Origin of the sequence: Streptomyces sulfonofaciens (genome assembly GCF_014656295.1) — a bacterium.
Lineage (GTDB): Bacteria > Actinomycetota > Actinomycetes > Streptomycetales > Streptomycetaceae > Streptomyces > Streptomyces sulfonofaciens.
Genome location: NZ_BNCD01000015.1, coordinates 114382 through 126636 on the forward strand (window position 1 = coordinate 114382; position 12255 = coordinate 126636).

Below are 12255 nucleotides of genomic sequence, written 5' to 3' on the forward strand. Positions count from 1 at the left end.
GGCGCGGACGTCAGTGCGGGTGGGAGTCGCGCCGCTGGGGTGCGGCGGCGCCGGAGGCCGCCGTGTGCCGGGCGGACGCCGTCGTGTCGCGGGTCGTGGCCGCCGTGTCGCGGGTCGGAGGCGCGGCCTTGAGTGCGGGGGCCGTCGTCTCCCGGGCCGCGCCGGCTCTGCCCTGCCAGTTGGCGGCCAGCGCCGGGCCCACGTGGTCCAGGTAGGACTCGGTGAGCGTGCGCAGGGACGCGATGCTGCTGTCGCCGCCCGTTCCCCACAGTCGTCCCGTGACGCGCATCACCCCGCAGAACGCGGCGACGGCGATCCTCGGGCGCGGGTCGGACGCCACGTCCAGTCCCTCGCGGTCCGCGACCACGCGCGCCAGTTCCTCCTCCAGATGGGCGGAGCGGCGCAGGTGGACGGCGAGCAGGGCGGGCGTGGACTCGATCAACTGGTAGGTGCGCACGTGCAGCTCCACCGGCACGGCCTGCTCGACGGCGTCGCCGATGGTGTCCCACGATTCGAGCACGGCACGGCGCAGCGCCTCCAGCGGGGGCTCGTCCGCGGGCCGGGCCCGCAGCGCGCGGACGAAGTGCGACTCCGTCATGGCCTGGACGGCGAACGCGGCATCCTCCTTGCCCGCGAAGTACCGGAAGAAGGTGCGCTGCGAGACGTCGACGGCCTCGGCGATCTCGTCGACGGTGGTCTGCTCGTACCCCTGGCTGACGAAGAGTTCGAGCGCCGCGCGCAGCAGCGCCTCGCGGGTGCGCTGCTTCTTGCGTTCGCGCAGTCCTGGATGGGGCGCCGTCACGCCATGTGCCTCTTTCACGTGATATCTCGGGCTCTGTCAGGTTCGCCTGGCTTGCCTCTCCTGCCTGTTCAGCTTAGCTGTGAGCAACCTGACAGTTACCGGCTTGTGAATTGGTTTGTCAACTGTCAGCGCCTGACATTAGCCTCCGAGTATGACTAGTCAGACCACCGTCGACACGACGGACCCTGCCGATGAGGCGTCGGTCACGTTCGTACCGCCTCAGACCAAGGGGCTGCGCGGCCACCCCTGGCTGACGCTCTTCTCCGTCGCGATCGGCGTCATGATGGTGGCCCTGGACGGCACCATCGTGGCCATTGCCAACCCCGCGATCCAGGATGACCTCAACGCCTCGCTCGCTGATGTCCAGTGGATTACCAATGGCTATCTTCTCGCCCTCGCCGTGTCGCTCATCACGGCGGGCAAGCTGGGCGACCGGTTCGGCCACCGGCAGACCTTCCTGATCGGCGTCGCCGGCTTCGCGGTCGCCTCGGGGGCCATCGGCCTTTCGAGCAGCGTCGCCCTGGTGATCGCGTTCCGCGTCCTGCAGGGCCTGTTCGGCGCACTGCTGATGCCTGCGGCCCTCGGCCTGCTGCGCGCCACCTTCCCGGCCGAGAAGCTCAACATGGCGATCGGCATCTGGGGCATGGTCATCGGTGCCTCGACCGCCGGCGGACCGATACTCGGCGGCGTGCTCGTCGAGCACGTCAGTTGGCAGTCCGTCTTCTTCATCAACGTCCCGGTGGGCGTCGTCGCGCTGGTCCTCGGCCTGCTCATCCTCAAGGACCACCGTGCGCAAAACGCCCCGCGCTCCTTCGACATGCCGGGCATCGTCCTGCTGTCGGCCGCGATGTTCTCGCTCATCTGGGCACTCATCAAGGCCGGTGACGCCTGGGGCTGGGGGAGTGGCAGGACCCTGTCGTTCCTGGCCGCCTCCGTGGTGCTCTTCGCCGTCTTCGCCTTCTGGGAGACCCGGGTCGCCGAGCCGCTCATACCCCTCGGCATGTTCCGCTCCGTCCCGCTCTCCGCGGGTACGGTCCTCATGGTGCTGATGGCCTTCGCCTTCATGGGCGGCCTGTTCTTCGTCACCTTCTACCTGCAGAACGTGCACGGCATGAGCCCGGTCGACAGCGGTCTGCACCTGCTGCCGCTGACCGGCATGATGATCGTGTCCTCACCGCTCGCCGGCGCCCTCATCACCAAGCTCGGCCCGCGGGTCCCGCTGGTGGGCGGCATGGTGTGCACCGCCGTGGCCATGTTCGGCATGACCACCCTGTCGACCGGGACGGGCACGCTGCCGATGTCCCTCTGGTTCGCCCTGCTCGGTCTCGGCCTCGCGCCCGTGATGGTGGGCGCCACCGAGGTCATCGTCGGCAACGCGCCCCTGGAGCTCTCCGGGGTCGCGGGCGGGTTGCAGCAGGCGGCCATGCAGGTCGGCGGCAGCCTCGGCACCGCGGTCCTCGGCGCCGTGATGTCGAACAAGGTCAGCGGGGACCTCGCGGCCAACTGGAAGGCCGCCGGCCTCCCCGCCGTTCCGCCCCCCGGGCTGGACAAGGCCGCCACCGTCGGCATCGTGCCCAAGCAGGTGGCCGCCGCCGAGGGCATGACCCCGCAGGTCCTGGCCAGGATCAGCGGCGTCATCCACGACACCTTCATCTCGGGCATGGGGCTCGCCTTCACGGTCGCCGGGATCGTCGCCGTGGTCGCCGCCCTGGTCGCCGTGCTCACCAAGCGCGGCAGCAACGCGGAGGCGGGCATGGGCGCCGGCCACATCTGAGCACGGGCCCCGGAGCGGGGCGCACCGGTCGTGGGCACAAGCCGTGGTTTTCCCCTATCAGGGTGGCATGTGCCCCGACCCCCTTTTGTCGGACGGTGGTTGCGGGTCAGGGTGCCGGCAGACGAACGGTACGACACGGGGGTGTTGCGGATGGACGAGAGGCAGCAGGGCCATCGGCCGGGCCAGGCGCGGAAGACGGGCCGGACGTGGGGCGCGCGAGGCGCGGGCCCGGCGCGCGGGACGGCGCGCGGGACGGCGCCGTGCGGCGCGGCGCGCGGGGCGATCGGGCGGAGCGGGGCAACCGGCGCCGCACGGGCGCGCGACGGTGGGCAAGGGTACGACGGCGGACAGGTGCCCGAGGGCGGACGGGGGCGGGGCGGGCACGGTGCCGGGCGGGCCGTGGTGCGCGTGACGGCGGGCGTGTCGGTGCTGGCGGCCGTGGCACTGGTGGCGACGGCGGCGGTGGTGGCGACAGCGGCGGTGGTGGCGTTCGCCGTGCCGGTCGGGGCCGCCGCCGACCCGGCGAGCGGGCAGTGCGCCGCGGGGCAGCTCTGCCTGTGGGAGGAGCAGCAGTTCAAGGGGGCCCGGCACGTGTACGAACTGTCCGGCGTCCCCATCGAGAGCTGTGTCCCGCTGCCGAAGGGCACGACCGCCCAGGCCCTCGCCAACCGCACCGGACGGCCCGTCACCACCTACCAGTCCAAGGAGTGCGCGGAGACCGGCGAGTTCGAGACCTACCCGGGCGGCGGGACCTGGGTTCCGCAATCCCCGTATCTCGTCCGCGCCTTCAAGGTCTGGGAGCGGTGAGGCGGGGTACACGCATCGACAAGCCCGGGCAGGGCAGGTCGTCGGCACCGACCGCCTGCAGGTGCCGAGGACCGGCCCGCCCGGGAGCGGAAGTGATGACGGGCGGGGCCACCGTGCGCTGAACCCCCGGTCACGTGTCCGGACGAGGTCACGGCCCGGGCCGGATCGTACGGCGCCCCCCCGACACACCCACGGAACCAACCGGCCCACACCGGCCTCCCCGCACCCGGGCAGGGGCGGGGACAGGGGCACGGGCAGGGGCCGGGGGACCGCGCGACCAGCGAGACGCGCCCGCGCCCGGCCACCGTCGCGCCCACCCGCACCCGTGCGGGCCGAGGAGCCCACCGGCGGGCGGGGACGCGCTCACGGTGTCGACCGGGCCACCGGCCCGCCGGGCTGCCCGGGGCCGGGCCGCGGGGCCGGCCGCCGGGCACCGCGCGGTCGAGCCGGCCGCGGCCCGCGGGAGGTACGCCCTACGCGTCACCCCCGGCAACCCCCGGATCCGCCGCGGAGGCGTCCAGCAACTGGTACCGGTCGATCGCCTTCTTCAGCACGGACCGATCCACCTTGCCCTCCGCCGCCAGCTCGGAGAGCACCGCGACCACGATGGACTGCGCGTCGATGTGGAAGAAACGACGGGCCGCGCCGCGGGTGTCGGCGAAGCCGAAACCGTCCGCGCCGAGCGACTGGTAGCGCCCGGGCACCCAGCGGGCGATCTGGTCCGGCACGGACCGCATCCAGTCCGAGACCGCCACGAACGGCCCCTGCGCGCCCTGGAACTTCCGGGTGACATAAGGAACACGCGGCTCCTCGTCGGGGTGCAGCAGGTTGTGCTGCTCCACCTCGACGGCTTCACGGCGCAGCTCGTTCCAGGACGTGGCCGACCAGACGTCCGCCCTGACGTCCCAGTCCGCGGCGAGGATCCGCTGCGCCTCCAGCGCCCAGGGCACCGCCACCCCGGAGGCCAGCACCTGGGCGGGAACGCTGCCCTGGTCGCCCGCACTGAGCCGGTACACGCCCTTGAGGATGCCCTCCACGTCCACGCCCTCGGGCTCGGCGGGGTGCTGGATCGGCTCGTTGTACACGGTCAGGTAGTAGAAGACGTCCTCGCCGTGCGGATGCTCCTGCGACCCGCCGTACATCCGCCGCAGGCCGTCCTGGACGATGTGCGCGATCTCGTAGCCGTAGGCCGGGTCGTAGGCGACGCACGCCGGGTTGGTGGAGGCCAGTAGCTGCGAGTGGCCGTCGGCGTGCTGGAGCCCCTCACCGGTCAGGGTCGTACGGCCGGCGGTCGCGCCCAGGACGAATCCCCGCGCGAGCTGGTCGGACATCTGCCAGAACTGGTCACCGGTGCGCTGGAACCCGAACATCGAGTAGAAGACGTACACCGGGATCAGCGGCTCGCCGTGCGTCGCGTACGCCGAGCCCGCCGCGATCAGCGAGGCCGTGCAGCCGGCCTCCGAGATCCCGTCGTGCAGCATCTGGCCGGTCGGCGACTCCTTGTAGGCGAGCAGCAGCTCACGGTCCACCGACTCGTACTGCTGTCCGAGCGGGTTGTAGATCTTCGCGCTCGGGAAGAAGGAGTCCATGCCGAAGGTGCGGTACTCGTCCGGCGCGATCAGGACGAAGCGCTTGCCGATCTCCTTGTCCCGCATCAGGTCCTTGAGCAGCCTGACGAACGCCATGGTGGTGGCGATGGACTGGTGGCCGGAGCCCTTCTTCACGGTCGCGTACGTCTTGTCGCCCGGCAGCCGAAGGGGCTTGGACCGCACGACCCGGGTCGGTACGTAGCCGCCCAGCGCCCTGCGGCGGTCGTGCATGTACTGGATCTCCTCCGAGTCCCGCCCGGGGTGGTAGTACGGCGGCGGGCCCTCCTGGAGCCGCCGGTCGCTGATCGGCAGGTGCAGCCGGTCACGGAACCGCTTCAGGTCGTCGACCGTCAGCTTCTTCATCTGGTGGGTGGCGTTGCGGCCCTCGAAGTTCGGGCCGAGCGTCCAGCCCTTGACCGTCTGCGCCAGGATCACGGTCGGCTGGCCCTTGTGCGCCTTGGCGGCGGAGAAGGCCGCGTAGATCTTCCGGTGGTCGTGGCCGCCGCGGCCCAGGTGCAGGATCTGGTCGTCGGTCATGTTCTCGACCATGGCACGCAGCCGCTGGTCGTCCCCGAAGAAGTGCCGGCGGATGTAGGAGCCGGTCTCCGTCGCGTAGGTCTGGAACTGGCCGTCCGGGGTGTTGTTCAGCCTGTTGACGAGGATGCCGTCGCGGTCCTGGGCCAGCAGCGGGTCCCAGGAGCGGTCCCACACCAGTTTGATGACGTTCCAGCCGGCGCCCCTGAACTGCGATTCGAGCTCCTGGATGATCTTGCCGTTGCCGCGCACCGGGCCGTCGAGCCGCTGGAGGTTGCAGTTGACGACGAAGGTCAGGTTGTCGAGCCCCTCACGCGCCGCGATCGAGAGCTGACCGAGCGATTCCGGCTCGTCCATCTCGCCGTCGCCCAGGAAGGCCCAGACGTGGGAGCCGGAGGTGTCGGCGATGCCGCGCGCCTGCATGTAGCGGTTCATCCGGGCCTGGAAGATCGCGCCGAGCGGCCCCAGGCCCATGGAGACGGTCGGGAACTCCCAGAAGTCCGGCATCAGCCGCGGGTGCGGATAGCTGGACAGGCCGTTGGGCGCCTTCGACTTCTCCTGGCGGAAACCGTCGAGCTGGTCCTCGGTGAGGCGGTCGAGCAGATAGGCGCGCGCGTAGATGCCCGGCGACGCATGCCCCTGGAAGAAGATCTGGTCGCCGCCCCTCCCCCCTGTGCTCTCCGCGCCGCCGGACCGCGAGGTGTCCCCGTCCTTGCCGCGGAAGAAGTGGTTGAAGCCCACGTCGTAGAGCGAGGCGGAGGAGGCGAAGGTGGCGATGTGGCCGCCCACCCCGATGCCGGGGCGCTGGGCGCGCGAGACCATCACGGCCGCGTTCCAGCGGGTCGCGTTGAGGATCTTGCGTTCGATCTCCTCGTTGCCGGGGAAGAACGGCTCGTCCTTGGTGGCGATCGTGTTCACGTAGTCCGAGCTGCGCATCTCGGGCACGGCCACATGCCGTTCGCGGGCCCGCTCGATCAGCCGGAGCATCAGATAACGGGCGCGCTCACGGCCCCGTTCGTCGACGGCGGCGTCCAGGGAGTCGAGCCACTCCTGGGTCTCCTCGGGGTCGAAGTCCGGGACCTGGCTGGGCAGACCGCCAATGATGATCGGGTTGCGATCGGATCCGGAAACCACGCTGTTCCTTCACTTTCGAGACGCTGTTCGGTTCATGAACGCTGTGCGCACCGTCCGGGTGGCCCGGCCGGGTCGTCTGTGCCGGCACTTCGCTGGTGTTCGCCGCAGTCCATCGTGTACCTAGGGGACGGGCGCGTCATCTCTACCGACGGGTAACCCGCTGCTTTCGTGCCCGCCGCGACCGCGGTGCCGGGCGGTGGGTGCCGCGCCCGGGCGGATCCGGGCGGCCGCGCTGTGCGGTCGCGCTCCGTCAAGGCCGGCCCTGGCCCCTGTCCGAAGCCTGTCGCTCGGCACCCGTCACGCTCCTCGCGCAGGGGTCCCGCCTCGCCCGCCACACCGCAACGATACGCCCGCCTGCCGCAGCCGTTTCGTAAAACCGTTCGACAGCCGAGGCATCCTGGAGGGGTGCAGGGCAGGCATATCGGGTGTATCGATGTAGTGCCTGCACCGACTACGGTGGTGAGGTGCGTGGAGTTGCGACGAGGCGCCCCGGAACGTCACCGTTTCGGCGGTCTCCACGGCCGGGTACTTGCGCGATCGGTCCCGCCCGTGTGGACTACGGCCAACGCTTCGCGCACGCGCGTGGCTGAAATACCCGAATACGCTGCATACACTGTCCGAACATGATCAGGAGGCAATCCGTGAGCGCGACCGCGGACCACGCGGAGGAGCGGACCAACCCTGCCGCCAGGCTGGGTTTCCAGCCCGGGCAGGTGGTCCAGGAGATCGGCTACGACGACGACGTCGACCAGGAGCTCCGCGAGGCCATTGAGGAGAACATCGGCAGCGAGCTCGTCGACGAGGAGTACGACGACGTCGCCGATGCCGTGGTGCTGTGGTTCCGAGAGGACGACGGCGACCTGACGGACGCGCTGGTCGACGCCACCACGCTGATCGACGAGGGCTCCCCGGTCTGGTTGATGACGCCCAAGACCGGCCGCGACGGCTACGTCGAACCCAGCGACATCAACGAGGCCGCGCAGACCGCGGGTCTGTCACAGACGAAGAGCATCGCCGCCGGCAAGGACTGGAGCGGTAGCCGTCTGGTCACGCCGAAGGCGGCGGCCAAGAAGCGCTGAGCGGCGCCCCGGCCCCGGGCGCCGCTCGTTGCGCGGGCGCAGCCGCTTCTTCCACGGGCGTACCTTGAGGCCCCTGCCGGCTCCGGCCCCGGCGGGGGCCTCGCGCATGCCCGGCTCCCGCAGGCCGGTGACACCGGCTGCCCGCGCCTCGGTCACGGAGCGTGGCCAGGCTTTGACCTGTGCTTCGACCCCTCTGGGCGTCCGGCTCCGTTCCCGGGCTGCGGGGTCCCGTTCCCGGGCTGCGGGGGCCTTTTCCGGGCCGGGGGCGCCCCGGTAGCGGCGCGGGGGACCTGCGCGAGCAGCCACGGCCGACCGGTACCCGATCACCGGCCCCGAGCCTCGTGCGGCGAGTGGCCCGCGGCCACTGCCGTACCGGGCCACGAAGCCACCGGGCAGCCGGGCCACCGGGCAGGGCCCTGCCGGACCGCGGGCGGAGGCATGCCGGAACCCGTCCCGGCGGGCGGCGATCACTGCGTAGTCTGGTGGCCCCCAACCACCCCAGGGAAGGAAAGCGTGATCATGGCGATCGAGGTCGGCACCAAGGCCCCGGACTTCGAGCTGAAGAACCAGCACGGCGAGACCGTGCGCCTCTCCGACTTCCGCGGAGAGAAGAACGTGGTGCTGCTGTTCTACCCGTTCGCTTTCACGGGTGTGTGCACCGGCGAGCTGTGCGCCATCCGCGACGAGCTGCCGACGTTCGTCAATGACGACGTCCAGTTGCTCGCCGTCTCCAACGACTCGCCCTTCACCCTGCGCGTCTTCGCCGAGAAGGAGGGCCTCTCCTACCCCCTGCTGTCCGACTTCTGGCCGCACGGCGAGGCCTCGCGCGCGTACGGGGTCTTCGACGAGGAGAAGGGCTGCGCCGTGCGCGGCACCTTCATCATCGACAAGGAGGGTGTGGTGCGCTGGACGGTGGTGAACGCCCTCCCGGACGCCCGCGACCTCAACGAGTACATCCGGGCTCTCGACACACTGTGAATCCAGGGCGTCAAGGTCTGCGGCGGCCGGGAACCCGTCACTAGGATCCACACGTTGATCCGATGCCAGTGCACGACGGGGCTCCCCGCCCCTGAAACCAATGGGAGGACTCGTGGGAGTCAGCCTCAGCAAGGGCGGCAACGTATCGCTGACCAAGGAGGCACCGGGCCTGACCGCCGTCACGGTCGGGCTGGGCTGGGACGTGCGTACCACCACGGGTACGGACTTCGACCTGGACGCCAGCGCCATACTGACGAACACGGAGGGCAAGGTCAGCAGTGACCAGAACTTCGTCTTCTTCAACAACCTCAAGAGCCCGGACGGCTCGGTGGAGCACACCGGCGACAACCTCACGGGTGAGGGCGAGGGTGACGACGAGCAGATCAAGGTGAACCTCGCCGGGGTGCCGGCCGACGTCGACAAGATCGTCTTTCCGGTCTCGATCTACGACGCCGACAACCGCCAGCAGTCCTTCGGCCAGGTGCGCAACGCCTTCATCCGCGTGGTCAACCAGGCCAACCAGCAGGAGATCGCCCGGTACGACCTCTCGGAGGACGCCTCGACCGAGACCGCCATGGTCTTCGGTGAGCTCTACCGCCATGGCGCCGAGTGGAAGTTCCGCGCCATCGGCCAGGGCTATGCCTCGGGTCTGCGCGGCATCGCGCAGGACTTCGGCGTCAACGTCTGACCGCCCCGGCGCCCGGGAGCCGACTGCGTTTGGCGGCCGGAGCGCACGGAAACACCAGACGTCAGCTCGTCCGTCCGGCGTCGCACCACCGCGTGCGGCGCCGGACGTGCTCAGTGCAGTTCCATCACTCGGGGAGGACCACGATCATGGGCGTCACGCTCGCCAAGGGAGGCAACGTCTCCCTCTCCAAGGCCGCACCCAACCTCACACAGGTGATGGTCGGGCTCGGCTGGGACGCACGCTCCACCACCGGAGCCCCCTTCGACCTGGACGCCAGCGCCCTGCTCTGCAGCGGCGGCCGCGTCCTCGGCGACGAGTGGTTCGTCTTCTACAACAACCTCAAGAGCCCCGAGGGCTCCGTGGAGCACACCGGCGACAACCTCACCGGTGAGGGCGACGGCGACGACGAGTCCATCCTGATCGACCTCTCCCTGGTCCCGGCGACCTGCGACAAGATCGTGTTCCCGGTGTCGATCCACGAGGCGGACAACCGCGGCCAGACCTTCGGCCAGGTCAGCAACGCCTTCATCCGCGTGGTCAACCAGTCGGACGGCCAGGAACTCGCCCGCTACGACCTCTCGGAGGACGCCTCGGCGGAGACCGCGATGATCTTCGGCGAGGTGTACAGGTACCAGGGTGAGTGGAAGTTCCGCGCGGTCGGCCAGGGGTATGCGTCCGGCTTGCGGGGTATCGCTCTAGACTTCGGGGTCAATGTTTCGTAAAGCCGGGTACGGCGCGGGGGAGAACGTCCCCCAGACTCCGTCCGGGGGGATCCTCACGATTGGGTAGCAAGTGGTTCTGAAAACCTTCGGCTGGTCCTTTGCGATCACCGTGCTCGGCTTGGCCGTGGCCGTGATCTACGGTGGCTGGCAGGCATTCGGGATCGTGGCGATCCTGTCCGTCCTGGAGATCTCCCTGTCGTTCGACAACGCGGTGGTCAACGCCGGTGTCCTGAAGAAGATGAACGCCTTCTGGCAGAAGATCTTCCTCACCGTGGGCGTGCTGATCGCGGTCTTCGGGATGCGCCTGATCTTCCCCGTCGTGATCGTCGCCATCACGGCGAAGCTCAGTCCGATCGACGCGGTCAACCTCGCCCTGACGGACAAGGACCGCTACCAGCACCTGGTGACCGACGCCCACCCGGCGATCGCCGCCTTCGGCGGGATGTTCCTGCTGATGATCTTCCTCGACTTCATATTCGAGGACCGGGACATCCAGTGGCTGCGCTGGATCGAGCGCCCGCTGGCCAAGCTCGGCAAGGTCGACATGCTCGCGGTCTGCATCTCCCTCGTGGTGCTCCTCATCGCCTCCATGACCGTCGCCGCCCATGCGCACCAGCACGGCGGCATGCATGCCGACAAGGGCCAGACCGTGCTGATCTCCGGCGTGGCGGGCCTGATCACCTACATGATCGTGGGAGGTCTCTCAGGCTTCTTCGAGGACCGGCTGGAGGAAGAGGAGGAACGCGAGGCGGAGGCCGAGGAGAAGGCCAAGCGCACCGGGACCAAGGTGGACGCGGTGAAGCTGGCCGGCAAGGCCGCCTTCTTCATGTTCCTCTACCTGGAGGTCCTGGACGCCTCCTTCTCGTTCGACGGCGTCATCGGCGCCTTCGCCATCACCAACGACATCGTCCTGATGGCGCTGGGCCTCGGCATCGGCGCCCTGTACGTCCGCTCCCTGACCGTCTTCCTGGTCCGCCAGGGCACCCTCGACGACTACGTCTACCTGGAGCACGGCGCGCACTACGCGATCGGCGCGCTGGCGGTGCTCCTGCTCGTGACGATCCAGTACCAGATCAACGAGGTCATCACCGGCCTGGTCGGCGTCATCCTCATCGCCTGGTCGTTCTGGTCGTCCGTGCGCCGTAACCGCGCTCTGGCAGCGGCCGAGGGAAAAGACGCGACCTCGGATGACGCGGCCGAAGTGTCGTCCGGGGTCTGACTCGACCGGTTCCACCGGTGTGACAGCAGGCGGAGTGAGGAACGCTCACTGCGGGGCGGTCATGAGGCATCACCCTCATGCCCGCCCCCGGTCAGGGTTCCCGCATGGATCATTCAGGGCATTGGGGGCGGCATGTCCTTCTGGGACGGTCTCTGGCGCGGACGCGCGACACAGTTCGAGTCGGGCAGCGCGGCGAGCAACTCCATCGAACTCACCAAGCGCCACTCGGCGGTGTCGCTGAGCAAACAGGGCGCGGCCAGCGGCAACCTCCGCGTCAACCTCTCCTGGCGCATGCGGACGTCCGACTTCGGCAGCCCGGAACACGGCGGCCTGCTGCGGCACCCGTCCAAGCTGTTCAAGCCCGATGTGGTGCAGGCGCACACACAGAGCATGGTCAACGTCGACCTCGACCTGGGCTGCCTCTACGAACTCTCCGACGGCACCAAGGGCGTCGTCCAGCCGCTCGGTGACTTCTTCGGCGAGCTGAACGCCCCGCCCTACATCAAGCTCAGCGGCGACGACCGTTTCGGCTCCGGCTCCGGCGAGACCATCTTCATCAACCTCGACCACCGCGAGGAGATCAAGCGGCTCCTGGTGTTCGTCTACATCTACGACCAGACACCGGCCTTCGACCGCACCCACGCCGTGGTCACCCTCTACCCGAGCAACGGCCCGCGCATCGAGATCGGCCTCGACGAACGGGCACCGCAGGCCCGCTCCTGCGCCGTCTTCTCCGTCGACAAGGTCAAGGACGAACTGATCGTGCGCCGCGAGGTGAAGTTCGTCTACGGCTTCCAGGCCGAACTCGACCGCCTGTACGGCTGGGGACTCCAATGGGGGCGCGGCTACAAGTCCAAGACCGGACGCTGACCCCGCCCAAGGCCCGATCGTCCGCACCGGGCGGGAGCACGGCCGTGTGCCCCCGGCAC

The 12255-nt window shown here is 69.6% G+C and carries 10 protein-coding genes; 8 read left to right on the plus strand and 2 right to left on the minus strand.

The annotated features are described in order from the left end of the window. Nucleotides 1–10: 10 nt before the first annotated feature. Nucleotides 11–820, minus strand: a complete 810-nt coding sequence (locus IE313_RS23510; RefSeq protein ID WP_444546255.1) for a TetR family transcriptional regulator — start codon at nucleotides 818–820, stop codon at nucleotides 11–13. 133 nt (nucleotides 821–953) lie between these two features. Here IE313_RS23510 and IE313_RS23515 point away from each other — a divergent pair, with 133 nt between their 5' ends. Next, nucleotides 954–2576, plus strand: a complete 1623-nt coding sequence (locus tag IE313_RS23515) for an MFS transporter (RefSeq protein WP_189935490.1) — start codon at nucleotides 954–956, stop codon at nucleotides 2574–2576. Nucleotides 2577–2978: 402 nt separating this feature from the next. Then, nucleotides 2979–3383 (plus strand): peptidase inhibitor family I36 protein, encoded by a 405-nt coding sequence (locus tag IE313_RS35410; protein ID WP_373317048.1) that lies wholly within the window; start codon nucleotides 2979–2981, stop codon nucleotides 3381–3383. A gap of 473 nt (nucleotides 3384–3856) precedes the next feature. Here the strand turns inward: IE313_RS35410 and aceE are convergent, their stop codons facing one another. After that, the gene (aceE, locus tag IE313_RS23525) at nucleotides 3857–6640 is read right to left on the minus strand and encodes a pyruvate dehydrogenase (acetyl-transferring), homodimeric type (RefSeq protein ID WP_189935494.1); all 2784 of its coding nucleotides are present in this window, start codon (nucleotides 6638–6640) and stop codon (nucleotides 3857–3859) included. Nucleotides 6641–7281: 641 nt separating this feature from the next. Here aceE and IE313_RS23530 point away from each other — a divergent pair. The 6 genes from IE313_RS23530 (at nucleotide 7282) to IE313_RS23555 (ending at nucleotide 12196) form a co-directional block, all read left to right on the plus strand. Further along, complete coding sequence (locus IE313_RS23530; RefSeq protein ID WP_189935496.1) at nucleotides 7282–7719, plus strand: DUF3052 domain-containing protein; 438 nt, start codon at nucleotides 7282–7284, stop codon at nucleotides 7717–7719. Nucleotides 7720–8238: 519 nt separating this feature from the next. Next, on the plus strand, nucleotides 8239–8697 hold the full coding sequence (locus IE313_RS23535; protein ID WP_189935498.1) for a peroxiredoxin: 459 nt from the start codon (nucleotides 8239–8241) through the stop codon (nucleotides 8695–8697). Between the two features lie 112 nt (nucleotides 8698–8809). Further along, entirely contained in the window at nucleotides 8810–9385 is a 576-nt protein-coding gene (locus tag IE313_RS23540) for a TerD family protein (RefSeq protein WP_189935500.1), read from the plus strand. A 146-nt stretch (nucleotides 9386–9531) separates the two neighbouring features. Next, entirely contained in the window at nucleotides 9532–10107 is a 576-nt protein-coding gene (locus IE313_RS23545; RefSeq protein WP_189935502.1) for a TerD family protein, read from the plus strand. Between the two features lie 70 nt (nucleotides 10108–10177). After that, complete coding sequence (locus IE313_RS23550) at nucleotides 10178–11326, plus strand: DUF475 domain-containing protein (RefSeq protein ID WP_189935504.1); 1149 nt, start codon at nucleotides 10178–10180, stop codon at nucleotides 11324–11326. A 132-nt stretch (nucleotides 11327–11458) separates the two neighbouring features. Continuing rightward, a complete protein-coding gene (locus IE313_RS23555; RefSeq protein WP_189935506.1) occupies nucleotides 11459–12196 on the plus strand; it encodes a TerD family protein in 738 nt (245 codons plus the stop codon). Nucleotides 12197–12255 lie beyond the last annotated feature (59 nt).

What these genes read in the sequence shown, in the direction of transcription:
- IE313_RS23515 (WP_189935490.1), top strand. Translation starts at nt 954, where the DNA reads ATGACTAGTCAGACCACCGTCGACACGACGGACCCTGCCGATGAGGCG.
- IE313_RS23535 (WP_189935498.1), top strand. Translation starts at nt 8,239, where the DNA reads ATGGCGATCGAGGTCGGCACCAAGGCCCCGGACTTCGAGCTGAAGAAC.
- IE313_RS23545 (WP_189935502.1), top strand. Translation starts at nt 9,532, where the DNA reads ATGGGCGTCACGCTCGCCAAGGGAGGCAACGTCTCCCTCTCCAAGGCC.
- IE313_RS23555 (WP_189935506.1), top strand. Translation starts at nt 11,459, where the DNA reads ATGTCCTTCTGGGACGGTCTCTGGCGCGGACGCGCGACACAGTTCGAG.